The sequence below is a fragment of the Pseudomonas sp. genome, assembly GCF_002796985.1.
Taxonomy (GTDB): Bacteria; Pseudomonadota; Gammaproteobacteria; order Pseudomonadales; family Pseudomonadaceae; genus Pseudomonas.
This window is the reverse complement of sequence record NZ_PEKX01000007.1, coordinates 1237196-1260375: the sequence shown is the minus strand read 5'-3', so window position 1 is coordinate 1260375 and position 23180 is coordinate 1237196. Positions and strand designations below refer to the sequence as shown.

At 64.2% G+C, this 23180-nt stretch carries 20 protein-coding genes, 4 tRNA genes and 1 pseudogene; 9 read left to right on the top strand and 16 right to left on the bottom strand.

Going from position 1 to position 23180, the window contains the following annotated elements:
• Position 1: 1 nt before the first annotated feature.
• From CTR55_RS11675 to CTR55_RS11640, 8 genes are all read right to left on the bottom strand, one after another.
• On the bottom strand, positions 2 to 1315 hold the full coding sequence (locus CTR55_RS11675; protein ID WP_296286242.1) for an HlyD family type I secretion periplasmic adaptor subunit: 1314 nt from the start codon (positions 1313 to 1315) through the stop codon (positions 2 to 4).
• Positions 1296 to 3071 carry a type I secretion system permease/ATPase gene (locus CTR55_RS11670; RefSeq protein ID WP_296286241.1) on the bottom strand — a complete coding sequence of 592 codons (1776 nt, stop codon included), beginning with the start codon at positions 3069 to 3071 and terminating at the stop codon, positions 1296 to 1298. The genes CTR55_RS11675 and CTR55_RS11670 overlap by 20 nt, the downstream gene beginning before the upstream one ends.
• Before the next feature lie 319 nt (positions 3072 to 3390).
• Positions 3391 to 4431, bottom strand: a complete 1041-nt coding sequence (locus CTR55_RS11665) for a TerC/Alx family metal homeostasis membrane protein (RefSeq protein ID WP_296286240.1) — start codon at positions 4429 to 4431, stop codon at positions 3391 to 3393.
• 55 nt (positions 4432 to 4486) lie between these two features.
• Entirely contained in the window at positions 4487 to 5194 is a 708-nt protein-coding gene (locus CTR55_RS11660; protein WP_296286238.1) for an HAD-IB family phosphatase, read from the bottom strand.
• Positions 5195 to 5515: 321 nt separating this feature from the next.
• Positions 5516 to 5591, bottom strand: a tRNA-Gly gene (locus tag CTR55_RS11655).
• 74 nt (positions 5592 to 5665) lie between these two features.
• A tRNA-Gly gene (locus CTR55_RS11650) sits at positions 5666 to 5741 on the bottom strand.
• 84 nt (positions 5742 to 5825) lie between these two features.
• Positions 5826 to 5901, bottom strand: a tRNA-Gly gene (locus CTR55_RS11645).
• A gap of 2 nt (positions 5902 to 5903) precedes the next feature.
• Positions 5904 to 5979, bottom strand: a tRNA-Glu gene (locus tag CTR55_RS11640).
• Between the two features lie 216 nt (positions 5980 to 6195).
• Here CTR55_RS11640 and CTR55_RS11635 point away from each other — a divergent pair.
• The gene (locus CTR55_RS11635) at positions 6196 to 6969 is read left to right on the top strand and encodes a hypothetical protein (protein ID WP_296286236.1); all 774 of its coding nucleotides are present in this window, start codon (positions 6196 to 6198) and stop codon (positions 6967 to 6969) included.
• A 45-nt stretch (positions 6970 to 7014) separates the two neighbouring features.
• Positions 7015 to 7677 (top strand): glutathione S-transferase family protein, encoded by a 663-nt coding sequence (locus tag CTR55_RS11630; protein ID WP_296286234.1) that lies wholly within the window; start codon positions 7015 to 7017, stop codon positions 7675 to 7677.
• A 55-nt stretch (positions 7678 to 7732) separates the two neighbouring features.
• Here the strand turns inward: CTR55_RS11630 and CTR55_RS11625 are convergent, their stop codons facing one another.
• Together CTR55_RS11625 and CTR55_RS11620 are read right to left on the bottom strand one after the other, a co-directional pair.
• Positions 7733 to 8215 carry a GAF domain-containing protein gene (locus CTR55_RS11625; RefSeq protein ID WP_296286233.1) on the bottom strand — a complete coding sequence of 161 codons (483 nt, stop codon included), beginning with the start codon at positions 8213 to 8215 and terminating at the stop codon, positions 7733 to 7735.
• Positions 8212 to 9108: an ATP-binding protein gene (locus tag CTR55_RS11620; RefSeq protein WP_296286232.1), complete on the bottom strand. Its 897-nt coding sequence runs from the start codon at positions 9106 to 9108 to the stop codon at positions 8212 to 8214. The genes CTR55_RS11625 and CTR55_RS11620 overlap by 4 nt, the downstream gene beginning before the upstream one ends.
• 125 nt (positions 9109 to 9233) lie before the next feature.
• Between CTR55_RS11620 and CTR55_RS11615 the strand changes: the two genes are divergently transcribed.
• Positions 9234 to 11570: an ATP-binding protein gene (locus CTR55_RS11615; RefSeq protein WP_296286231.1), complete on the top strand. Its 2337-nt coding sequence runs from the start codon at positions 9234 to 9236 to the stop codon at positions 11568 to 11570.
• Position 11571: 1 nt separating this feature from the next.
• On the opposite strand, the gene CTR55_RS11610 is transcribed toward CTR55_RS11615, so the two are convergent.
• The 3 genes from CTR55_RS11610 to msrB all read right to left on the bottom strand — a co-directional run bounded on the left by CTR55_RS11610 (position 11572) and on the right by msrB (position 13169).
• A complete protein-coding gene (locus CTR55_RS11610; RefSeq protein ID WP_296286229.1) occupies positions 11572 to 12042 on the bottom strand; it encodes a MarR family transcriptional regulator in 471 nt (156 codons plus the stop codon).
• Positions 12042 to 12524: a glutathione peroxidase gene (locus CTR55_RS11605; RefSeq protein ID WP_296286227.1), complete on the bottom strand. Its 483-nt coding sequence runs from the start codon at positions 12522 to 12524 to the stop codon at positions 12042 to 12044. Before CTR55_RS11605 ends, CTR55_RS11610 begins: the two co-directional genes overlap by 1 nt.
• 249 nt (positions 12525 to 12773) lie before the next feature.
• On the bottom strand, positions 12774 to 13169 hold the full coding sequence (gene msrB, locus CTR55_RS11600) for a peptide-methionine (R)-S-oxide reductase MsrB (RefSeq protein ID WP_296286226.1): 396 nt from the start codon (positions 13167 to 13169) through the stop codon (positions 12774 to 12776).
• Between the two features lie 291 nt (positions 13170 to 13460).
• Here msrB and CTR55_RS11595 point away from each other — a divergent pair, with 291 nt between their 5' ends.
• The 3 genes from CTR55_RS11595 to htpX all read left to right on the top strand — a co-directional run bounded on the left by CTR55_RS11595 (position 13461) and on the right by htpX (position 16189).
• On the top strand, positions 13461 to 14672 hold the full coding sequence (locus tag CTR55_RS11595; protein WP_236170798.1) for a pyridoxal phosphate-dependent aminotransferase: 1212 nt from the start codon (positions 13461 to 13463) through the stop codon (positions 14670 to 14672).
• A gap of 28 nt (positions 14673 to 14700) precedes the next feature.
• A complete protein-coding gene (locus tag CTR55_RS11590) occupies positions 14701 to 15141 on the top strand; it encodes a hypothetical protein (protein ID WP_296286224.1) in 441 nt (146 codons plus the stop codon).
• A 172-nt stretch (positions 15142 to 15313) separates the two neighbouring features.
• Positions 15314 to 16189: a protease HtpX gene (gene htpX, locus CTR55_RS11585; RefSeq protein WP_296286222.1), complete on the top strand. Its 876-nt coding sequence runs from the start codon at positions 15314 to 15316 to the stop codon at positions 16187 to 16189.
• Between the two features lie 57 nt (positions 16190 to 16246).
• Here htpX and CTR55_RS11580 read toward each other — a convergent pair whose 3' ends face one another.
• Positions 16247 to 16903: a thiopurine S-methyltransferase gene (locus CTR55_RS11580; protein ID WP_296286221.1), complete on the bottom strand. Its 657-nt coding sequence runs from the start codon at positions 16901 to 16903 to the stop codon at positions 16247 to 16249.
• A gap of 11 nt (positions 16904 to 16914) precedes the next feature.
• Positions 16915 to 17109, bottom strand: coding sequence for a hypothetical protein (locus tag CTR55_RS11575; protein ID WP_296286220.1), 195 nt, complete (start codon positions 17107 to 17109; stop codon positions 16915 to 16917).
• A 328-nt stretch (positions 17110 to 17437) separates the two neighbouring features.
• On the opposite strand from CTR55_RS11575, the gene CTR55_RS11570 reads away from it, so the two are divergent.
• Complete coding sequence (locus CTR55_RS11570) at positions 17438 to 18208, top strand: class III extradiol ring-cleavage dioxygenase (protein ID WP_296286219.1); 771 nt, start codon at positions 17438 to 17440, stop codon at positions 18206 to 18208.
• A 197-nt stretch (positions 18209 to 18405) separates the two neighbouring features.
• On the opposite strand, the pseudogene CTR55_RS11565 reads toward CTR55_RS11570, so the two are convergent.
• Positions 18406 to 20138: pseudogene (locus tag CTR55_RS11565) on the bottom strand (DEAD/DEAH box helicase).
• A 302-nt stretch (positions 20139 to 20440) separates the two neighbouring features.
• On the opposite strand from CTR55_RS11565, the gene CTR55_RS11560 reads away from it, so the two are divergent.
• The gene (locus CTR55_RS11560) at positions 20441 to 21232 is read left to right on the top strand and encodes a crotonase/enoyl-CoA hydratase family protein (protein ID WP_296286218.1); all 792 of its coding nucleotides are present in this window, start codon (positions 20441 to 20443) and stop codon (positions 21230 to 21232) included.
• Between the two features lie 259 nt (positions 21233 to 21491).
• Positions 21492 to 23147, top strand: a complete 1656-nt coding sequence (locus CTR55_RS11555; RefSeq protein WP_296286217.1) for a collagen-like triple helix repeat-containing protein — start codon at positions 21492 to 21494, stop codon at positions 23145 to 23147.
• Positions 23148 to 23180: the final 33 nt, after the last annotated feature.

Genomic DNA, 23180 nt, shown 5'->3' with positions numbered 1-23180 from the left:
GTCATTCCTCGATCATCGATTGGGCCAGGGCGTTGCGCGCCGGCTGCATGAGGTACTGCAACAAGGTGCGTTGCCCGGTGATGATCAGCACGTCCGCCGGCATGCCCGGCAGCAACTTGCGTTCGCCCAGCGTACGGGCCCCTTTTTCGGTGACCCGGACACGTGTGAGGTAATAGGCGGCGCCGGACTTTTCACTGACCAGGCGGTCCGCCGAGACATTGATGACCTCGCCCTCGATCACCGGAGTAGTGGCGCTGTTGAAGGCGCCGAAGCGAATATCCGCGCGCTTGCCGATGGCCACACGGTCGATGTCCACCGGCGGCACCTGCGCCTCGATGACCAGCTCGGACACCGAGGGCACGATGTCCAGCAACGGCGTCGCCGGGCGCACGACACCCCCGACGGTGTGCACCGTCATGCCGATCACCATGCCGGCATCGGGCGAGCGAATGACGATGCGGCCAAGCCGATCTTCCAAGGACGAGGTCTTTTCCTGCAGGTCGTAGAGACGCGTCTGCACCTCGGCCAGTTGCTTGGCGACCTCGGCATTGAAGTCCTTGTCGATCTGCAGGATCTGTAGCTGCGTTTCGTTGATCTGCAACCGCGTACGGTTGATGGTGGAGCGGTGATCGGCCATTTCCGCGCGGATCATCCCCAGCTTGCGCTGCTGCTCGAGCAGGCGCTGCTTGTCGACGTAGCCCTGCTTGAGCAGGTCGGACAACTCGCCGATCTCGCCACTGTAGGAGTTCGCCAATTGGCCCTTGGCGCCGATCATCGCCTCCAGCCCACCGATCTGCTGATTCAGCTGGCCGATGCGTTCGCGCAGCACGGAAATCTGCCCCTGACGTGAACCCTGGCGAGCGTTGAACACCTGGGCTTCGCTCTGCCGCGCTTCCACGCCGCGCGGGCTGGCCAGATCGCCGATTGCCGCGAAATCGATCGTCGTCTGGGCATCGCGCTCGGCCTTGAGCCGCGCCTCCATGGCCTCGGCCGCGATCATCTGGCTGCGGGTCATCTCGTATTCGAAGCGCAGCTGCGCATCGTCGAGCACGATCAACGGGGCGTCGCGTTTGACGATATCGCCGTCATGCACCAGCACTTCCTTGACGATGCCTCCCTCGGGGTGCTGCACCGTCTTGCGGTACGCCTGCACGGTCACCACACCGGGTGCGTACACCGCGCCATCGAGGGGCGCGAATGCCGCCCAGGTGCCGAACAGGCCGAAGGTCAGCACGACGATGGCCAGCCCCAGGCGACGGACCTTGAGGTCCGATACCGGCAGGTCGGTGAAACGCTCAATTGGATGACTGGACATCGACGTCACCCTTGTGGGTATCCACCGGGGAGATGCTGGCGCCCGCCGGCATCGAGCGTTGCTGCACCTGTTGCTGCTGTTTGGCGGTGAGCTCGGCCAGCACCTGGTCGCGGGAGCCATAGAGTGTGATGGTGCCGTCGTTCATCAGCATCAACCGGTCGAGCTGCGCGACGAGGTTGGTGCGGTGGGTGATGACGAACACGGTCGCACCGGTCTGCTTGAGCTGGTGGATAGCCGCCGCCAGGGCCCGATCGCCGACGTCGTCGAGGTTGGAGTTGGGTTCGTCGAGCACGATCAACCGCGGGCTGCCGTACAACGCGCGGGCTAGCCCGATGCGCTGACGCTGCCCGCCGGAGAGCATCAGCCCCTCGCTGCCGATGACGGTGTCGTAGCCATCGGGCAGCAACAGGATCATCTCGTGGACGCCGGCGACTTTCGCGGCCTGGATAACCTTCTCCGAATCCACCTCGGCGAAGCGGGCAATGTTCTCGGCGACGGTGCCCTCGAACAGCTCGATGTCCTGGGGCAGGTAGCCGATGTGCGGGCCGAGATCGTGCTTGTTCCAGGTACTGATGTCCGCGCCATCCAGGCGGACGACTCCGTGCAGCGGCGGCCAGACACCCATCAGCGCCCGCACCAGGGTGGACTTCCCCGCCGCGCTGGGCCCGATGATGCCGACCACGCAACCGGCCGGCACGCTGAAGCTGATGTTCTTGATGATCGCCGTCATCGAGCCCGGCGCAGCGACCACAAGGTTCTCTACCTGGATGTTCCCCTGGGGGGCCGGCAGCGGCATGCGCTCGGGTTGCGCCTGCAGCTTGTCGAGAATGTCGTTGAGCCGGCTGTACTGCGAACGGGCGGAGATGAACCCCTTCCAGCTGCCGATGATCAGGTCCAGCGGCGCCAGCGCGCGGCCCAGCAGCACGGCACCGGCGAACACCATGCCCGGCCCCACCTGGTGATCCACCGCCAGGTACGCGCCCAGCCCAAGCACCAGCGACTGCACCAGCAAACGGAAGGTACGCGAAAGGGTGCTGATGATCGCGCCCTTGTCGCTGGCCGTGGACTGCAGCAACAGCACACTACGCTGCCGACTGCCCCAGCGCTCCATCAGGGTTTCCAGCATGCCCATGGATTCGATGACTTCGGCGTTGCGCAGGCTCTTGGTGGTATGCAGCGTCGCGGCGATGTGTTCCTTGTTGGCCTGGGCCAGTGCCGGCGCGGTCAACTTCTCGTTGATGATGGCAAGTACCAGCAGCAACACGGCGCTGCCCACCGCGACCCAACCGAGCCAGGGATGGAACAGGAACATCACCGCGATATAGATGGGCAACCAGGGCGCATCGAAGAAAGCGAACAGGCCGCTGCCGGCGAGGAACTGGCGCAGGCCCGTCAGGTCGTTGAGCGGCTGAGCCGAGGCGTCCATCCCGCCACTGTGCAACGCGCGCTTGAAACTGGCCTTGTAGACCTGGCGGCTAAGCAGCACATCCAGCCGTGTACTGACCCGCACCAGGATGCGCGATCGAATCCACTCCAGGGAGCCGAGCGTGATCACCAGCAGGCTCATGATCAGCGTCAGCATGGTCAGCGTGGTCAGGCTGCCGCTGGTGATCACCCGCCCATACACCTGCAGCATGTAGAAGGTCGGCACCAGCATCAGCGCGTTGATGAACAGGCTGAAAAAGCCCACGAACAGGAAGCTCTCGCGGCAGGCCTTCAGTGCGCTTCGGAGGCTTTCTTCAGGAGTATTTCGCATGAAAACCTCTGCGCGAGAGGCCGACTTGAGTGGAGCTTAGATCAAGGAAAATACCGGCGTGCGGCCATTGGCCATGCCGCCACGGCGTTGGGTCAGGGTCCGTGAAGAACTCGTGAAAAATCCATGAAGATCTTGTTCAGCAAGGGACTCCCTGCATCTGACGAAACCCGCTCGGGCCGCTCTGCACTGGACCTTCATGCCATGAGCGATCAGGTTTCTCCCAGCCCTGAAGAATCCGATCACCGGCATGCAGCCCACCAGGTTCCAGGCACGAAAAAGCCCGCGGCGAGGCGGGCTCTCCAAAAGACGGCACGGCCGATCAGCGATCGGACACCTCAGCGGCCGGCTCGTCCTTCGCCGGGAACAGCACGCTGGCGCCGATACCCAGCGCCAGCACCACCAGCACGACGATCAGGCTGGTGTTCGGATCAATGCTGATGCCGTGATGGAACAGGTGATCGGTGGCGTTCAGGCCCAGCTTGGCGGCGATGAAGAACAGCAGCACGATCACTGCCTTCTCCAGGTGCACCAGGTAGCGCTTGAGCGCTTCGAGCACGAAGTACAGCGTGCGCAGGCCGAGGATGGCGAACAGCATGGCCGAGTAGACAATCAGCGGCTCGCGGCTGACAGCGATCACCGCCGGCACCGAATCGAAAGCGAACAGCACGTCCGACACTTCCACCACCACCAGGCAGAGGAACAGCGGCGTGGCGAACAGCGCGCCCTTGGCGGCGAGGCTGATGCCCTTGTTCTCAGGCTTGCGGATTTCCCCTTCGAGCTGTTTGCGCGCCACGAAGAAGCGCCCGCCCAGCAATTTCGGCCAGACCGGGAACAGCTTGCTGGCGAATCGGTAGGCCAGGTGCCGGGAGTAGTCTTCCTCCTCGTCGTCATCGCCGCCGCCCTTGAGCATCATCACGCCAGTCCAGCCAACGATCAGGGCGAAGACGATTTCCACCCAGGGCCCGAAGGCCAGCAGGCCGGTGCCGATGGCGACAAAGATGGCGCGGAACACGATGGCGCCGAGGATGCCCCAGTACAGCACGCGGTGGCGCAGGCCGTCCGGCACCTTGAACCAGGCGAAGATGGCGATGAAGACGAACAGGTTGTCGACGCTCAGCACCTTTTCCAGCGCATAGCCGGTGAGGAACAGGCTGGCCACCTGCGCGCCATGCTCAATATAGAGAAAGCCGGCGAAGCCCAGGGAAATCGCGACCCAGAAGATCGACCAGCCCACGGCACCCGCCAGCGATATCGCCTTGTTGTCACGGTGCGTCAGCAGGTCCAGCACCAGGGCGGCCAGGGCCAGTCCGATAAAGACCGCCAGGGTCAGCGGGGGAAAACCTATGTGTGTCTGTTCCACGATTGCGATTCTCGAAAAAGGAATGTCAGCCGGTGCGACCCGGCCATGGGTCGGATCAAGCGGCCGGGCGTGATGGGCCGGCGGTGCGCCGCCAATGGGGATGGAAGACCCGCCAATGCGGGTCCTGGGCAGCGCGCAATAGCGCGTCGTCGCCCTGCGTGTCGCCCCAGGCACGCAACCGGTAACGGGCAAGGGAGCCGTACTTCGCCTGCAGGCGCAGCACCTTGTTCTCGGCGCGGCAGTTGCCGCCAACGATGCGGCCGCTGAGCCGGCCATCGACAACCTCCAGCTCGGTACCGATCAGCCCCACGCCCAGACGCTCGGCGAAGGGCCGCAACACCAGCGCCGGGGAAGCCGAACAGAGCGTCACTTCGGCGCCCGAATCCAGCTCCGCCGCCACGCCGCGCAAACCCTCGGGGCGCAGCAGATAGCTCCAGATGAAGCGGCAATAGGCTTCTGCCCTGGCGGACAACCATTGCGCGTCGACGCCCCGAAGGAAAACCGCGATCAGGCGGGCCTTGAGCTCATCGCGGCTCCGCCGGCGAACGAGAAATGCCAGGCACGGAAACACCATGGCCGGCAGACGGCGCAAGCAGCCGAGCGTGCCGAAGGCAAACCACAGGAACGGCAGGAAGCTGTCATGCCGGGTCAGGGTGCCGTCGAAGTCGAAAACCGACAGCACGCTGACGCTGTCAGCCCTGCCTGCAACAGCCGGCACCGACTCGTGTCGATCCGGCTCGCGGCGACTCAGCAATTCCGACATCGGCGTAACGTCCTCAGCAGAACGACCTCCAGGAAATTCCGTCCAAGCAGCCGACAGGCAACCGGAACGGGCCCCGCTCCATCGCATGGCGATCGAGCGCTGGCATTCTCAGGGGCCTGTCCAGGCCGACAAACGGGATTCCCCTCAGGGCTGCGTCAGAATTTTCTTCAATGCAGGCACACGAGCAGCAAAGGCGGGTCAGCGACCGTAGAAAACTTCTTAGGCGGAGGACGCCTGGGCTGGATCAACCCAGGAGAGAAGGCGGGGAAACTTTTCTGCGCACAAACGAAAACGCCGCCCTGATGGGCGGCGTTTCGATTCTGGAGCGGGAAACGAGACTCGAACTCGCGACCCCGACCTTGGCAAGGTCGTGCTCTACCAACTGAGCTATTCCCGCATCAACTTGCTGTAACCTTCAGCTTACGCCGAGGGTTAACGAAAACGCCGCCCTGATGGGCGGCGTTTCGATTTTGGAGCGGGAAACGAGACTCGAACTCGCGACCCCGACCTTGGCAAGGTCGTGCTCTACCAACTGAGCTATTCCCGCATCAACTTGTTGCAACCTTCAGCTTTCGCCGAAGGGTAACGCCATTTCATCTTTCGTTCACCGCCTGGGCGATGATCGAGAATCTGGAGCGGGAAACGAGACTCGAACTCGCGACCCCGACCTTGGCAAGGTCGTGCTCTACCAACTGAGCTATTCCCGCAATGGCGTCCCCTAGGGGACTCGAACCCCTGTTACCGCCGTGAAAGGGCGGTGTCCTAGGCCACTAGACGAAGGGGACGCGGCCCGGAACTTAACATCTTTCCGACTTCGTCGTTCCGGCAAGTTCTGCGTTTCGCGTCGAAGTGGCGCGCATTCTAGGGAGGCTTTGAAGAGGCGTCAACCCTTCGTAGAAATATTTTTTAAATCAATGACTTCTGAGTAAAAACTGAGCTGCCGCTATCAGCAGTATCACTAAGACATTACACTCGCGGAAAAACATCCGGAGCACTCCACGGTGTCGCCAATCGTCATTACGGTCCTGGTTCTCGTCGGTATCGCCCTGCTGGTCGCCATCGGCTACATCAACCATCTGGTGGAAAACCGCAAGCTGGAGCAGGCGCGCCTGAAGGCCGATCTCTCCGACCGCTGCCGGCGTTGCTCCGATATCTCCGAATCCATGCCCGGCCAGTTCATGTCGCCGGCACTGAAGCTGCTGCTCAGTGGCTTCGAGCTGAATCTCAGCGAACGCCTGCTGGCCGTCGATAAACAGAACGCCACGCTGAAGCAGCGCATGGAAGAACTGCGCGGCCTGGTCGCCAAGGGCGAAGCCATCCCGGTCAGGAATGCGCCGCAGCCGATCCTCACCGAAGCCAAGGCCAAGGACGTGCGCTTCCTCTTCGAGGCACTGCATGCCCAGCTCACCCGCTGCGCCCAGGACAACATGCTGCCGCGGGTCGAAGCGCAGAAGTGGGTCAAGGAAATCCGCCACCTGCTCGCCCTGCTCCATATAGAGTTCTTCGGCAACCTCGGCCAGCACGCGCTGCAACAGGGTCAGCCGCGGCAGGCGCGCCTGGCCTTCGAGCGCGGCGCGCAGTACCTGCAGAAACAACCGGAAATCGGCCGCTACCAGGCACAGCTCAAACAGATGGAAGCCCAGTTGGCCCGCGCCAACGCCCTGGTACTGGAGACCTCGCAGCCCACGGCCGATGAGCAAAGCGAGCTGGGCGACGGTCTCAAGGCGCTGGACGAAGACGATATCTGGAAGAAGAAGAACCTTTACGACGACTGACCCGTCGAACCATCACCCCGGCCACCTTCACCCCAGGAGCCTTGCATGAGCCTCGTCGTCTTCGGCGCCCCGCTGTCCCCTTTCGTTCGCAAAGTCCGTCTGTTCGCGGCAGAGAAAGGCTTCGACTACCAGTTGGAGAACGTCAACCCGTTCAACCAGCCGGACTGGTACCGCGAACTCAACCCGCTGCGCCGCGTGCCGGCGATCCGCGATGGCGATTTCACCCTCGCCGACTCCAGCGTCATCTGCCATTACCTGGAAGACCGCGACCCGCAACGCGCTCCGCTGTGCGGCACAGGCGCCGAGTCCCGCGCGCGGATCAACTGGCTGGAGAAGTATGCCGACTACGAGCTGGCTCCACTGACCACCTTCACGGTCTTCCGCAACCGTCTGCTCAAACCGCTGATGGGCAAGGTCTGCGATGAAGCGGCCGTCAAGGGCGCCATGCAGGAGAAGCTCCCCGAGCACTTCGACTACCTGGAGAAATGCCTGGGCGAGCAGCAATGGTTCGTCGATGACCGTTTCAGCCTTGCCGACATCGCCATCGCCTGCCAGTTGGTCAACCTGCGCCACGGTGAGGAAGAGCTGGACGCGCAACGCTGGCCGAAACTGGCCGCGCATTTCGAACGCACCCTGGCCCGCCCTGCTCTGGCCGAGATCGTCCAGGGCGAGTTGCAGATCATCGCCAAGATCATGGCCAAGCGCTGAGCTGGCGCCAGCAACGAAAAGCCCCGCCTAGGCGGGGCTTTTTCATGAGCGCGGATCAGCAGTCGGAAAGACGCAGGAATATGTCCGCCAGACGCTCGATACCGGCCTGGTCGTCTTCGCTGAAGCGACCGACCTTCGGGCTGTCGAGGTCCAGCACGCCGATCAGGCGGCCGTCCTTCACCAGCGGCACGACCAGCTCGCTGTTGGAGGCGCTGTCGCAGGCAATGTGGCCGGGGAATGCATGCACGTCTTCGACGCGCTGGGTTTCACGGGTACGCGCCGCAGCGCCGCACACGCCCTTGCTGAAGGGAATGCGCACACAGGCCACCTGGCCCTGGAACGGGCCGAGCACCAGCTCTTCGTTGCGGTTCAGGTAGAAGCCAGCCCAGTTCAGGTCCGGCAGCTCGTTGAACAGGAGCGCGGAAAACTGCGCCGCGTTGGCGATGAAATCGCGCTCGTCGGCGAACAGCGACTCCGCCTGGGCGGCCAGCAGCGCGTAGCCGCCAAGGCCAGCGCCGGCCTGTTGCAGATCGATCATGGGGTCTCTCCTTCCAGCAATTGTCGGCCCACCCAGTAGCGGGCGAATTGATAGGCACAGCGGCCATTACGGTTGCCGCGGCCGAGCGCCCAGCGGATGGCTTCCTTCTCCAGCGCCTCGTCCCAGGTCCAGGCCGCCAGCCCGGACTTCTGCGCGAGCACCTCGACCCAGTGGCGCACCACGCTGAGGAAGTGCTCCTGGGTGAAGGGATAGAAGGACAGCCACAGGCCGAATCGGTCGGACAGGGCGATCTTGTCTTCGACAGCTTCGTTGGGGTGCAACTCGCCGTCGACCATCTTCCAGTTCTCGTTGTCGCTCTGTTTTTCCGAGACCAGGTGACGGCGGTTGGAAGTGGCGTAGAGCAACACATTGTCCGGCGCCTGCTCCAGCGAGCCGTCGAGCACGCTCTTGAGGACGCGGAACTCGCCTTCGCCCGCGTCGAACGACAGGTCATCGCAGAACAGCACGAAGCGCTGCGGCAATCCCTGGATCTGCTCCACCACGCGTGGCAGGTCGGCCAGGTGGTCGCGCTCGATCTCGATCAGACGCAGCCCTTCGCCGGCCAGTTCCGCCAGCAGCGCGCGCACCAGCGAGGATTTGCCGGTGCCACGGGCGCCCCAGAGCAACGCATGGTTGGCCGGCTGGCCAGCCACGAACTGGCGGGTATTGCGCGCGAGCTGTTCGCGCTGCTTGTCGACGCCCAGCAGGTCATCCAGGCGCAGGTCGAGGCTGACCTTCAGCGGCTGCAGGTAGCCGCTGCGCCCGTCACGGTGCCAACGCGCGGCCAGGCTGTGGTGCCAGTCCACCGTTTCGCGCACGGTGGGCAGTAACGGCTCCAGACGCGCCATCATGGCTTCGGCACGAGCGAGAAAATCGTTCAGACGGGAATCCACGCCAATCTCCATGTTCTCCAGGGAACGCCCGAGGAATTTCTTCGCCTGAGGGCTATCCCGACAGACGGTTCTGATGGGCTATGCTACGCCGCAGGAAAGCTTCTGCGAGGCGACGCTCCACAACCATGGATATTGCGCTCACACATCGCCTCTCGTTCAAGCAGGCCAGCCTGACGGTGCTGGTGGCGTTCATCCTGGGCACCTTACTGAGCCTCATCCAGGTAGGCGTCGATTATGCCAGCCAGGACGCCTCCATCAACCGCGAAGTACGCGCCCTGCTGGACGTCAGCCACAACCCTGCCGCGCGCATTGCCTACAACATCGACGCCGAACTGGCCCAGGAGCTGGTCGTAGGACTGTTGCGCTCGCCGGCAGTCATCCGCGCCGAGATCATCGATAACGCCGGCGTCCCCCTGGCCAGCGCCGAGCGCCCGCCAGCGGAAAGCCACCTGCGCGGCCTCAGCGACTTCCTCTTCGGTGAGCAGCGCTCCTATGAGGAGCCGCTGTTCGTCGAGCACGCGCCGGCCGAATCCCTCGGCGTACTGCGCCTGGAGATCGACACCTTCGTCTTCGGCAACGACTTTCTGCGCCGCGCCGGGATGACATTCATCTCCGGCTTTGTGCGCAGCCTGATGCTGTCGCTGATCCTGCTGGTGCTCTTCTATGCGCTGCTGACCAAGCCGCTGGTGAGTCTGATCGACGCCCTCTCCCGCCATGACCCGCGCTCGCCCTCGCGCTTGCGCCTGCCCTGCCCGCGCGGCCATGAGCGCGACGAGATCGGCGTGCTGGTGGAGGTTACCAATCGCCAGCTCAATCGCATCTCGGTGGAAATGGAGCAGCGCCGCGAGGCAGAGGATCGACTGACCCAGTACCTGGAGGAACTGGAAAGCATCGTCGCCGCGCGCACCGCCGAACTGAAAGCGGCCAACGCGCGCCTGACCCTGTCCAACCAGGAACTGGAACAGGCGCGCCAGACCGCCCTGGGCATGGCCCAGGCACGCGGCAGCTTCCTGGCCAACATGAGCCACGAGATCCGCACCCCGCTCAACGGCCTGCTGGGCATGCTTGGCCTGGCGCTGGACGGCCCGCTGACCGCCGAACAGCACCAGCAGCTGTCCATCGCCCACGATTCGGGCAAGGTGCTGGTGGAACTGCTCAACGACGTGCTCGACCTGTCCAAGTTCGAAGCCGGCCAATTGGAGCTGGAGCAGATTCCCTTCGACCTCGGCACCCTGGTGGAAGACACCGCCAGCCTGCTGTCGCAGAACGCCGGCCCGGCCGTGGAGCTCACCTGCCTGATCAGCCCGCAGTTGCCGACGCAGCTCTGCGGCGACCCGACGCGGGTTCGCCAGGTGGTCAGCAACCTGCTGTCCAACGCCCTGAAGTTCACCCGCCTCGGCCGCGTGGACGTGCGTGTCGAACCCTGGGGTGTCGAAACCCAGGATCAAGGCGTGCGCATCAGCGTGCGCGACACCGGTATTGGCGTGGCACCCGAGGCCCTGCTGAAGATCTTCCAGCCTTTCACCCAGGCCGACGCCGGCATTACCCGCCAGTACGGCGGCACCGGGCTGGGCCTGGCGCTGACGCGCAAGCTCTGCGAGGCAATGCAGGGCGAACTGAGCGTCACCTCGGAGCCAGGCCTGGGCAGCGAATTCGTCGTCACCCTGCCCCTGCCGGCGCTGGAGCCGGCACAACCGCTGGCGAAGCTCGAGGGCAAGCTGATCGTGCAATGCGCCGCCAGCAGCGGGCTGGCTGTGCTGCTGCAGAACTGGCTCCCGGAATGGGGTGTGAACTACCAGCGCCTGGACATCGACGCGAGCCTCGCCGGCGTGGAGCTGGACGTGCTGCTCTCGGACTGCCCGGATTGCCTGGTCGTGCTGCGCCAGAACGTCACCAAGCCGGTGCTGCTGGTGACGGCGTACGGCAACTTCCTCGAACCGGAACTTGCCCAGCGTCTCGCACCCTTGCGGCAGTTGGCGCGGCCACTGTCGCGCGCCGTGCTCTACCAGGCGCTGCAGCAAGCCTTCGAGCACCAGCCGCCGCCCTCCGCGAAAGCACCGGGTACGACTCCTCAGGAGCAGTTCTCCGCCCGCGTGCTGCTGGTGGAAGACAACCCCGTCAACCAGCTCGTCGCACGGGGCTTGCTGCAGAAACTAGGCTGCCAGGTAGACATCGCCATCAACGGCGAGGAGGCCCTGAAGCAGCTCGATGGTGCCGAGTTCGACCTGGTGCTGATGGACTGCAACATGCCGGTGATGGATGGCTACCAGGCCACCCATGAAATTCGCCAGAGCGGTCGTTGGCCGGGCTTGCCGGTGATCGCCCTGACTGCCAACGCGCTACCGGACGAACGCGAGCGCTGTCGCGCCGCTGGCATGGACGATTACCTGGCCAAGCCCTTCCACCGTGACGAACTGGCGGCCATCCTCGAACGCTGGGCCGGACAGCCGTCGCGCAGCTGATTCAGGCGTCCAGCTTCGCCAGTTGCAGCAATAAACCATCAAGCTGCTCGCGCAAGCCATCGGTGACGCTCAGGTCGATACCGCTGCGGCACAGCAGTTCTTCACGCAGCGGCAACACTTTCTCGCGCAATGCCCCCCCTTCGGCAGTCAGGCCCAGATGCACTTCACGCTCGTCATGCTGCGCACGGCGGCGCAGCACCAGACCGAGTTGCTCCAGGCGCTTGAGCAACGGCGTGAGGGTGCCGGAGTCGAGCATCAGGCGCTCGCCCAAAGCCTTTACCGACGGCTGTTCGGGTGGCTCGGCCTGCCACTCCCAGAGCACCAGCATGGCCAGGTACTGCGGGTAGGTCAGGCCGAGCACTTCGAGCATCGGCCGGTAACCACGGATCACCGCGCGGGACACGGCGTACAGGCGGAAGCACAGCTGGTTGTCCAGCTGCAGTTCGGCCGGCAGGGAGACAGCGTCTTTCATCACAGCAGCGCTTCGATCTCGGCGGACAGTTGTTCGGGCTTGGTGGTCGGGGCGAAACGCTTGACCAGTTGGCCGTCCTGGCCGATCAGGAACTTGGTGAAGTTCCACTTGATGCCCTGGCTGCCCAGCAGGCCGGGAGCGCGCTTCTTCAGTTGCACATAGAGCGGGTGGGCCTCGGCTCCGTTGACGTCGATCTTCCTGAACAGCGGGAAGCTCACGCCGAAGTTCAGCTCGCAGAACTGGGTGATCTCCCCTTCGCTGCCCGGCTCCTGCTTGCCGAACTGGTTGCAGGGGAAGCCGAGTACCACCAGCCCCTTGTCCTTGTACTGCCGCCAGAGTTTTTCCAGCCCCTTGTATTGCGGGGTGAAGCCGCACTGGCTGGCGGTATTGACCACCAGCAGGGCCTTGCCGCCGAAGTCGGCGAGGGTCTTCTGTTCGCCCTTGATCGTGGTCACGGGGATATTCAGCAGTGCGTCGCTCATCGGACATGGCTCCGGCGGAAAGTGGGAAATCAAAGAATAGCGATCAATTCAATTGCGCACAATTCGATTGATCACGAACCACTCGATGAATACTGCAGTATCAAGGGACATCCTGCAGGAGCGAGCTTGCTCGCGAACAAGGTTCCCGGGGATAACTGAGCCGGGCTGTTCGCGAGCAATAACGATGGCGTCCCCCTCGCTCCTACGAAGAGCCCAAAAGAAAAGGCCCGCTTGTGGCGGGCCTTGAGGTCACGCTTTCGGCACCAGCTTCAACGATGCCGAGTTGATGCAGTAGCGCAGCCCGGTTGGCCGCGGGCCGTCGGGGAAGACGTGGCCCAGGTGCGCTTCACACTTGCCGCAGCGCACTTCGATGCGATGCATGCCGTGGCTGAAGTCCTCCAACTCCTTGACCACCTCGCCGTTCACCGGCTGGAAGTAGCTCGGCCAGCCGCTGCCCGAGTCGTACTTGGCGTCAGAGTCGAACAGCGCGGTACCGCAGCACACGCAGTGGTAGATGCCCGGGGTCTTGGTATCGTGGTATTCGCCAGTGAAGGCGCGCTCGGTGCCGCCCAGACGGCAGACATGGAACTGCTCGTCGGTGAGTTCGTCACGCCAGGAATCCAGGGGCTTTTCCAGCTTTTCCATTGATCTGCCTCCATTAATGGAAAAAATGCCCGATGCCTCCTTTTCCGGGAATCGGGCCGCACGTATGATGCGCGTGGTTAACGTCATGTTCAGAATCTGCCGCACAGAGACATTCTCGCGATAGAAAAGCCTTAAAAACTCTACTTTTTCGAGAAATCCACTGTTTTCCTGTCGATTTTCAGGGTCGATACCAGGGAAAAGCACTTCCGAACCGATCATTTGACGCCAGTCTGTCACCCGCGTTACAGCCTGCCAAGTCGCCGGCCGCGGACTATTTCGGAATCCCAGATCATGCAGGTCACCAAATCGAACAAGCTCGCCAACGTCTGCTATGACATTCGCGGGCCCGTGCTCAAGCACGCCAAGCGCCTGGAAGAGGAAGGCCACCGCATCCTCAAGCTGAACATCGGCAACCCGGCGCCGTTCGGTTTCGAGGCGCCGGACGAAATCCTCCAGGACGTCATCCGCAACCTGCCCACCGCCCAGGGCTACAGCGACTCCAAAGGCCTGTTCAGCGCGCGCAAGGCGGTGATGCAGTACTACCAGCAGAAGCAGGTGGAAGGCGTTGGCATCGAGGACATCTACCTGGGCAACGGCGTGTCCGAGCTGATCGTCATGGCCCTGCAGGCGCTGCTCAACAACGGTGACGAGGTGCTGATCCCGGCGCCCGACTACCCGCTGTGGACCGCCTCGGTCGCACTCTCGGGCGGCAAGCCGGTGCACTACCTGTGCGACGAGCAGGCCGGCTGGTTCCCCGACGTTGCCGACATGAAGGCGAAGATCACCAGCAACACCAAGGCCCTGGTGCTGATCAACCCGAACAACCCCACCGGTGCGGTGTACTCGAAGGAAGTGCTGCTGGACATCGTCGAATTGGCGCGCCAGCACAACCTGGTGATCTTCTCCGACGAGATCTACGACAAGATCCTCTACGACGAGGCCCAGCACATCTCCACTGCGTCGCTGGCGCCGGACGTGCTCTGCCTGACCTTCAACGGCCTGTCCAAGTCCTACCGGGTGGCGGGCTTCCGCTCCGGCTGGATCGCCATTTCCGGCCCGAAACACAAGGCACAGAGTTACATCGAAGGCCTGGATATCCTCGCCAACATGCGCCTGTGTGCCAACGTGCCAAGCCAGCACGCGATCCAGACCGCGCTGGGCGGCTACCAGAGCATCAATGACCTGGTGCTGCCGGGCGGACGCCTGCTGGAACAGCGCAACCGCGCCTGGGAGCTGCTCAACGACATTCCCGGCGTCAGCTGCGTGAAGCCCATGGGCGCGCTCTATGCCTTCCCGCGCATCGACCCGAAGGTCTGCCCGATCCACAACGACGAGAAATTCGTCCTCGACCTGCTGCTTTCCGAGAAGTTGCTCATCGTTCAGGGCACCGCCTTCAACTGGCCCTGGCCGGATCACTTCCGGGTGGTTACCCTGCCCCGTCTCGATGACCTGGAACAGGCCATCGGGCGCATCGGTAGCTTCCTGAAAACCTATCGCCAATAAATCATCGCCAGTGAATCCCCGCGCATAAATGGACCTGCAGATCGACGACTTCTACAAGGATGCCGCTTCCGGCCTGCTGACCCTCTACCAGGCCTTCCCGCGCAAGATCGCCCTCTACGTCGAGGACCTGATCGGCCGGGAAGAGCCCGACGAGTTCGGCCTGCCCAGCACCCGCCACCAGAGTTGCCTGGGCGCGCTGCTGTGGCTGGCCGATGAAGGCTACCTGCGCTTCGAGGCAACGATTCGTTACGAAGCGCTGGACCAGGCGGTGCTCAGCGAAAAGGCCTTCATGCGCCTGACCCGCATCGTCCCCCAGGCCGTGCGCGACGGCGAAGAACTGCCGCCCAGTGTGCGTCGCGATCAGGCCACGCTGGCCAACCAGCTGCGCGAAGCCCTGGCCACCCGCCACGGGGAACGCATCGCGCGGCTGACCCGTCTACTCTTCGAGAGCGACCTGGGGCGCCCGTAATACGGGCAGGCGACACAAGTTGAAATAGTCCCCGAGTTGAATCGCCTGGGGGCCAACCGTATATACCCCGCATACTATTCAGCGATCCTGGGCGCGCTTGTGCCTGGCGATCCGGAAAGCCGCGTTCCCAGGCGGTTTTCCCCAATGTCACCGTGAGGAGAAGCTTTACGCCATGATGCGCATCCTGTTGTTCCTGGCCACCAACCTGGCAGTTCTGGTGATCGCCAGCATCACCCTGAAACTGCTCGGCGTGGACCGTTTCACCGGCCAGAATTACGGTAGCCTTCTGATTTTCTGTGCCGTCTTCGGCTTTGCCGGCTCGCTGGTTTCGCTGTTCATCTCCAAGTGGATGGCGAAGATGAGCACGGGCACCGAGATCATCAGCCAGCCGCGCACCCGTCACGAACAGTGGCTGCTGCAGACCGTGGAAGAGCTGTCCCGCGAGGCCGGCATCAAGATGCCGGAAGTGGGCATCTTCCCCGCCTACGAGGCCAACGCCTTCGCCACCGGCTGGAACAAGAACGACGCACTGGTCGCGGTCAGCCAGGGCCTGCTGGAGCGCTTCTCGCCTGAAGAGGTGAAGGCCGTGCTGGCCCACGAGATCGGCCACGTAGCCAACGGCGACATGGTCACCCTGGCGCTGATCCAGGGCGTGGTGAACACCTTCGTGATGTTCTTCGCGCGGATCTTCGGCAACTTCGTCGACAAGGTCATCCTGAAGAACGAAGACGGCCCGGGCATCGGCTACTTCGTCGCGACCATCTTCGCCGAGCTGGTCCTGGGCATCCTCGCCAGCATCATCGTCATGTGGTTCTCGCGCAAACGCGAGTACCGCGCCGACGAAGCCGGCGCCCGCCTGGCCAGCACCGGGGCGATGATCGCCGCCCTGCAACGCCTGCGCGCCGAGCAGGGTGTGCCGGTGCAGATGCCCGACTCGCTGCAGGCCTTCGGTATCAACGGCAACCTCAAGCATGGCCTCGCCGGCCTGTTCATGAGCCACCCGCCGCTGGAAGAGCGCATCGAAGCCCTGCGCGCCGCTGCCCGCTAAGCCTCAAGGCAATAAAAAAGGGCGACCCTCGGGTCGCCCTTTTTTCATGCCGGCGGCTCAGCCACGACGGAGCGCGAACACCACTTCGTCAAGGTGGCTGACGCCGCGCTTGAGGAACTTGGGGTTCTCGGCCAACACATCCAGGCGCTCCACTTCTTCCACTTCCCAGCCGTCGGCGAAGAACCCGCGCACTTCATCCGCCGGCACGGCGAACGGCGGGCCATCCATCTCGGCCTGGGGGTATTCCAGGCTGATCACCAGCCCACGCGCCTGATGCGGCAAGATGCGCTGCAAATGCGCTGTGTAGTCGGCACGCAGATCCGGCGGCAAGGCAATCAGCGCCGCGCGGTCGTACAGCGCGCTGCAGCCGGCCACCTGCTCGGCCGTAACGTCGAAGAAATCGCCCTGGAGAATCTCCAGGCGCTCAAAGCTGTAGCGACGCAGCGCTCCCTCCTGAGTGATCTGCGGCTCGACGCCCAGTTCGGCGAAGAAGTCCACGGCGGCCCGCTCGGCCAGCTCGACACCCAGCACGCGGTACCCCCATTGCGCCAGCCAAAGCATGTCCAGGCTCTTGCCACACAGTGGCACCAACACCTGCGACTCCTCGGGCAAACCCAGACTCGGCCAGTGCCGCTGCAGACCGGGGTTCACCGATTGCTGATGGAAGCCGATTTCATTTTGCGCCCAGCGCGACTGCCAGAATTCATGCTGCATAGGTCACCTGCTCAAACACTGCGCAACGCGCGGGGCAGCAGCCAGCGCCACCAGGCGCCGCGCCGCTCGCGCTGACTTTCTCCGTCGTCGAGGATCTTCAGCCGCACCTGGTCACCACGGACTCGCTGCACGCAGATTTCGGTGCCGTCCTCCAGCCGGAGGCAGTCGCCAATAGCGAGCACGAGGACTTGTTCGACTTGTTGCATAGCTAAATTCGCCATTCGCTTCGGAAATTTCCGCAGACTCTAACGCATCATCCGACTGACATCCCACCAAAGTTCTCCATAGCGATTGGCGCCCTGACTCTGTAATCGAGTTCGCAATTTCCTGCACTTTGTAGTGTGAGCCTGCTCGCGAACGAGGGTCGTCGGCCAGCACCGGCGTCGAGACGATTCGCGAGCCCGTTCGCCCCCACATTCAGCCCCTCGCCCGCTATTTACCATCGACAAGCTCGATCATCATCTTCAAAAACCTATACTGGATTTCGATCTTTTCGCGCGTAAACATAGGGGTATTCCAGTAGCGAGGTTCGCCATGCTCCCTGCCCTGTTCATTTCCCACGGCTCCCCCATGCTGGCCCTGGACCCCGGCGCCAGCGAAGCTCCCCTGAAGCGCCTGGCCCACGAGCTGCCGCGCCCCAAGGCCATTCTGGTGGTCTCCGCCCACTGGGAAGCCCCGGACCTGCGCGTCACCGCTTCCCCCACGCCGGACATCTGGCACGACTTCTACGGTTTCCCGCCTGAGCTCTACGCCGTGCAGTACCCCGCCATCGGCTCGCCGGAACTGGCCAGGCGCGTCGTCGAACTGCTGGCGGAAGACGGCCTGCCGGCCACCCTCGACTCGGAACGCCCGCTGGACCATGGCGTCTGGGTGCCGTTGAGCCTGATGTACCCGGATGCCGACATCCCCGTCGTGCAGCTTTCCCTGCCCAGCCGCCTCGGCGCGCCCATGCAGCACCGCATTGGCCAGGCCCTGCGTGCGCTGCGCGAAGAAGGCATCCTGCTGATCGGCTCGGGCAGTATCACCCACAACCTGGGCGAGCTGGACTGGCATGCCGGCCCCGAGGTCATCACGCCCTGGGCCAAGGCCTTCCGCGACTGGATGGTGGAGCACCTGGAAGCCGACGACGAAGCCGCCCTGTTCGACTACCGCCAGCAGGCGCCCTATGCGGTGCGGAACCACCCGCGCGACGAACACCTGCTGCCGCTGTATTTCGCCCGCGGGGCCGGCGGTTCGGCAATGACGGTGGAACATGCCGGATTCACGCTCGGCGCGCTGGGCATGGATATCTACCGCTTCGACTGAAGCAAAGGCTCTTCTGTAGGAGCGAGCTTGCTCGCGAATTCGTTCCCGGCAACTCCTGCATTGTGAGGTTCGCGAGCAAGCTCGCTCCTGCAAGGGCGCACCTGCACCCCCGCCTGGCAACGAATATCGATCGCTCCGCCGGAAACGAAAAAGCCCCGCCAATGGCGGGGCTTTTTCATGCGCGAGAGACTGACGGATCAGTCTTCGCGGTAGCGGCGCAGGCGCAGGGCCTTGCCGGCAACGCGGGTGTCCTTGAGCTTGGTCAGCAGGCGTTCCAGGTTCTCTTCCGGCAGCTCGATCAGGCTGAAGGTTTCGCGAATCTGGATACGGCCGATGGCCTCGCGGGACAAGCCGCCCTCGTTGAGGATGGCGCCCAGCAGGTTCTTCGCCTGTACGCCGTCACGGGCGCCCAGGGCGGTACGGCAACGAGCCTTGCCTTCCGACGGTGCAGCCATCGGACGACGCTCGCCACTGCGCTCCGGGCGATCACCGCGCTCGGGACGATCACCACGCTCGCTGCGCTCGTAACGGTCACTGCGCTCACGCGGGGCGGCCGGGGTCAGCGGCTGTTCGCGACGAACCGATTCCAGGTCCAGCGCCTTGCCTTCGGCCAGCTTGGCCAGCAGCACGGCGGCCAGGGTGTCCATGTCGGTACCCAGGCGACGGCACAGCTCGTCACGCACGGCGCCACGGCTGGCCACGGCGTTGGCCAGCAAAGGTTGCAGGCTGTTGGCGAGACGGGTCAGGCGCGCTTCGAGCACGGTTTCGGCGTCCGGCAGGCGAACTTCGCCGACTTTCTGGCCGGTCACACGTTCGATCACCTGCAGCATGCGGCGCTCGCGCGGAGTCACCAGCAGCAGGGCGCGACCTTCGCGGCCGGCACGGCCAGTACGGCCGATGCGGTGCACGTAGGATTCGGGGTCGTAGGGCATGTCCACGTTCAGTACGTGGGTAATGCGGGCTACGTCCAGACCGCGGGCAGCGACGTCGGTGGCGATGACGATGTCCAGCGAGCCGTCTTTCAGCGACTCGATCACGCGCTCACGCTGGGCCTGCGGCATGTCGCCGTTCAGTGCGGCGGCACGGTAGCCCTGGCGCTCGAGCAGCTCGGCGATATCCAGGGTGGCCTGCTTGGTGCGGACGAAGCCGATCAGCGCGTCGAACTGCTCGACTTCCAGCAGACGCAGGATCGAGGCCGGCTTCTGGTCGGCATGGACCATCAGGTGCACCTGCTCGATGCGGGCGACGGTCTGGGTCTTGGCAGCGATGCGGACGTGCTTGGGTTCTTTCAGGTGGCGTTCGGCGATGCTGCGGATCGAGGCCGGCAGGGTCGCGGAGAACAGCACGCTCTGGCGGCTGGACGGCATGGCTTCGAAGATCACTTCGAGGTCATCCATGAAACCGAGCTTGAGCATTTCGTCCGCTTCGTCGAGCACCAGGCTCTTGACGGTGGACAGCAGATTCTCGTCGCGGCGCAGGTGGTCGCACAGGCGGCCCGGCGTGGCTACCACGACCTGAGCGCCCTGGCGCAGGGCCTTGAGTTGCGGGCCCATGGGCGCGCCGCCGTAGACGGCAATGACGCCGACGCCCGGCATCTGCTTGGAGTAGGTTTCGAAAGCGGTGGCCACCTGCAGGGCCAGCTCGCGGGTCGGGACCAGCACCAGCACCTGCGGAACGCGGCGGCTGGGCTCGATCTTCGACAGCAGCGGCAGCGCGAAGGCAGCGGTCTTGCCGGTACCGGTCTGGGCCTGGCCGATCATGTCGTGGCCTTCGAGGATCACCGGGATCGACTGGGCCTGGATCGGCGACGGCTCTTCATAGCCGACAGCGGCAATGGCAGCGAGAACATTGGGGTGAAGACCGAGCACGGCGAAGCCGGCGGTTTCCTGGGTCATGGGTTTTGCCTCTAAGTACATCCGCAAAGACCCAATAGCCGAGCTGCGCATGCCCTGTACGACAATAAAGTCACCCAGGCAGCTGGAAGCGGGGATTTGCGAAATGAAGATTGGAAGAATGCGTCAAGGAAGTCCGCACTGCGGACGCACAGCCCGAGCGTGAAAGCTGCGAAAAATGCGGGATCCGAAACGAGGCCAGCGTTTGGCCGGCGCGTATCATACCGGAAAATCCTGACCAATGTGTTTCTTTTCGGAACAAGCCCGGCGAACGGTCATTGCGTGGACAACCACGACCCCGCCGGCTATACCGTGCAAGCCACTTCACCGGAGCCCGCCGATGACCGCCAGCAGCGAACCACGCATCACCGTCGAACGCCAAGACCACGTCCTGCTGCTCGGCCTGAACCGAGTGGACAAGCGCAATGCCTTCGACCTGGAGATGCTCACCCAGCTGGTACTGGCCTTCGGCGAATACGAGCGCAACGACGACCTGCGCTGCGCCCTGGTATTCGCCCACGGCGAGCACTTCACCGCGGGCCTCGACCTAGCCAATATCGGCGAGACCTTCCGCACCGGCTGGAGCATGCCCGAAGGCTCTGCCGACCCTTGGGGCACCTTCGGCGGGCGGCGTCTGACCAAGCCACTGCTGGTGGCCGCGCAGGGCTACTGCTTCACCCTTGGCATCGAGCTGATGCTCGCCGCCGACATCAACCTCTGCGCCAGCAACGCGCGCTTCGCCCAACTCGAAGTGCAACGCGGCATCTTCCCCTTCGGCGGCGCCACCCTGCGCATGCACCAGGTAGCCGGTTGGGGCAACGCGATGCGCTGGCTGCTCACCGGCGATCCGTTCGACGCCCACGAGGCCTACCGCATTGGCCTGGTGCAGGAAGTCACTGCGCCGGAAGAGCTGATGCCCCGCGCACTGTGGCTGGCCCAGCGGGTCGCCGCCCAGGCGCCGCTGGGTATCCGCGCCACCCTCGCCTCGGCGCGCCGCAGCCTCGACGAAGGCGAGGAAGCAGCCGCGAAGCTGCTGCCGGCGATGGCCAGCGAACTGCTGTCCACCGACGATGCGCAGGAGGGGCTGAACGCCATGCTCGAACGCCGCGAAGGCCGATTCCAGGGCAAATGAGCAAGCCTTGGAAAAGCGAAACGCAGGCCTCGTGCGAAAAGCGCTATATCCAAGGTATTAAAAAGCCCCGAAAAGCCATCATAATTCTTTAGTTTTCCCTTAAAAATCAGATACCTGCAAATCACAAAACGACTATATACAAGTTCCAATTTCGCGCCTGAAAACAAACCTCTAGAACTGACTCCAGAGCAACGCAGCGACTCACCGGAATACCGACCGGGAACCCCGCTGGTTGACGTTCGTCATGGAGGAATTTCCTATGTCAGGCCCGATTCGTGTTTTCGCACTTTCCCTTCTCGTCGTAGCCCTGTCGCTGCAAGGTTGCAGCAGCCACGGTGGCAGCAGTCATCACCGAGCTTCCGATAGCAGCAGCACCGACGATGGTTCCGGCGCGGGCGGCGATGGCAGTGGCGGCAGCGGTGGTACCGATGGAAGCGGCGGCACGGGCGGGACAGGCGGCACCGATGGAACTGGCGGTACCGGTGGCACGGGCGGGACAGGTGGCACCGACGGAACCGGCGGTACTGGTGGCACGGGCGGGACAGGTGGCACCGACGGAACCGGCGGTACTGGTGGCACGGGCGGCACTGACGGAACCGGCGGTACCGGTGGCACAGGCGGTACAGGTGGGACAGGCGGCACCGGTGGTACTGGTGGCACGGGCGGCGGCGATGGCACCGGAGGCGGCGGCACCACTCCGCCGGCCAGCACCACCGGCAACATCCTGACCAATACCGGCGAGGCGGTCTCCAATGTCGGCGATACGGTGAGCACCGTGGGCGCTGTGGTGAAGTCGGTCGATCTGCCGGTGCTGGGTAATGGCGTCACGCAGAACGCCGGCACCCTGATCCAGGAAGTCGGCGCCGGTGTGGACAGCGTCGGCGCCGGCGTCACCAACGGCCTCGGCCAACTGGGCAACAACCCCAATGCCCTGGGCACCACGGTCGTTGGCGCTACCGGCCTGGTCAGCCACACCGGCGGCGCAGTGAGCAGTCTGGGCGATACCGTAGCGGCCATCGGCGATGCTCCGGTACTGGCCAACACCCAGCTCAACGGTCTGACCGGCCAGGTCGGAGGCCTGGTGGATGGCGTTGGCGGCAAGATCACCATGCTTGGCGACTCCCTCAGCGGCGCAGTCACTACCGGCCCGCTGAGCCAGCTGACCACCCAGCTCAGTGGCACCACCGCCGGCCTGGTCGGCAAAGTCGAAGGAACCACTCGCGGCCTCGGCGCCGCCACCGGACTGGGAACGCCGGTGAACAACCTGTTGACCACCGTCGGCGGCGTTGTGACCCAGACAGGCAACCAGGTCGCCAGCCAGAATCCGGCGCTGGCCCCGGTCGGCGGAATCGTCAGTGATGCGGGTCAGGCAGTCAGCGCGGCCGGCGGCTTGGTCAATGGCAGCAACCCGGGCGGCGGCCTGCTCGGCGGCGTCACTGGCGCGCTGGGTGGCGCGGCAGGTGGCAGCAACCCGGTGGGCGGCGTCGTCAGCGGTGTGACCGGCGCGGTCGGTGGCATCACCGGCTCCCTGGGCGGTGCCACGGGGGGTAGCAATCCAGTCGGTGGCCTGGTCAGTGGCGTGACTGGCGCGGTCGGTGGCATCACCGGCTCGCTCGGTGGCGCGACCGGAGGCAGCAACCCGGTAGGCGGCCTGGTCAACGGTGTGGCCGGCGCCGTCGGCGGCGTCACCAGCAGCCTCACCGGTGGTGGCGGCCTGGTCGCCGGGGCGGGTGTAGGCATCGGCAGCAACAGCCAGGGTTCGGGCGTGGCAGTCGGGGCCGGTGCCGGTACGACTGGCGGTACCAGCGGCCAGGGAGGCCTGCTGGGCAATACGCTGGGCGCCGTGGGTGGCGTGCTGGGCGGTGTGACCGGCGGACTGGGTGGTGGATTGGCGATCGGTACGCCCAAGCAATAATCCGAATTCCACCCATACTGTGGTTACCAGGAG

Bases quoted from the DNA above. Each gene is read 5' to 3' on its own strand.
- msrB (WP_296286226.1), bottom strand. From the start codon at position 13,169: ATGGAAAAGCTGGAAAAGCCCCTGGATTCCTGGCGTGACGAACTCACC.
- CTR55_RS11575 (WP_296286220.1), bottom strand. From the start codon at position 17,109: ATGCAACAAGTCGAACAAGTCCTCGTGCTCGCTATTGGCGACTGCCTC.
- CTR55_RS11580 (WP_296286221.1), bottom strand. From the start codon at position 16,903: ATGCAGCATGAATTCTGGCAGTCGCGCTGGGCGCAAAATGAAATCGGC.
- CTR55_RS11555 (WP_296286217.1), top strand. From the start codon at position 21,492: ATGTCAGGCCCGATTCGTGTTTTCGCACTTTCCCTTCTCGTCGTAGCC.
- CTR55_RS11675 (WP_296286242.1), bottom strand. From the start codon at position 1,315: ATGTCCAGTCATCCAATTGAGCGTTTCACCGACCTGCCGGTATCGGAC.
- CTR55_RS11590 (WP_296286224.1), top strand. From the start codon at position 14,701: ATGGACCTGCAGATCGACGACTTCTACAAGGATGCCGCTTCCGGCCTG.
- CTR55_RS11595 (WP_236170798.1), top strand. From the start codon at position 13,461: ATGCAGGTCACCAAATCGAACAAGCTCGCCAACGTCTGCTATGACATT.
- CTR55_RS11670 (WP_296286241.1), bottom strand. From the start codon at position 3,071: ATGCGAAATACTCCTGAAGAAAGCCTCCGAAGCGCACTGAAGGCCTGC.
- CTR55_RS11615 (WP_296286231.1), top strand. From the start codon at position 9,234: ATGGATATTGCGCTCACACATCGCCTCTCGTTCAAGCAGGCCAGCCTG.
- CTR55_RS11625 (WP_296286233.1), bottom strand. From the start codon at position 8,215: ATGATCGATCTGCAACAGGCCGGCGCTGGCCTTGGCGGCTACGCGCTG.
- CTR55_RS11605 (WP_296286227.1), bottom strand. From the start codon at position 12,524: ATGAGCGACGCACTGCTGAATATCCCCGTGACCACGATCAAGGGCGAA.
- CTR55_RS11660 (WP_296286238.1), bottom strand. From the start codon at position 5,194: ATGTCGGAATTGCTGAGTCGCCGCGAGCCGGATCGACACGAGTCGGTG.
- CTR55_RS11630 (WP_296286234.1), top strand. From the start codon at position 7,015: ATGAGCCTCGTCGTCTTCGGCGCCCCGCTGTCCCCTTTCGTTCGCAAA.
- CTR55_RS11610 (WP_296286229.1), bottom strand. From the start codon at position 12,042: ATGAAAGACGCTGTCTCCCTGCCGGCCGAACTGCAGCTGGACAACCAG.
- CTR55_RS11560 (WP_296286218.1), top strand. From the start codon at position 20,441: ATGACCGCCAGCAGCGAACCACGCATCACCGTCGAACGCCAAGACCAC.
- CTR55_RS11570 (WP_296286219.1), top strand. From the start codon at position 17,438: ATGCTCCCTGCCCTGTTCATTTCCCACGGCTCCCCCATGCTGGCCCTG.
- htpX (WP_296286222.1), top strand. From the start codon at position 15,314: ATGATGCGCATCCTGTTGTTCCTGGCCACCAACCTGGCAGTTCTGGTG.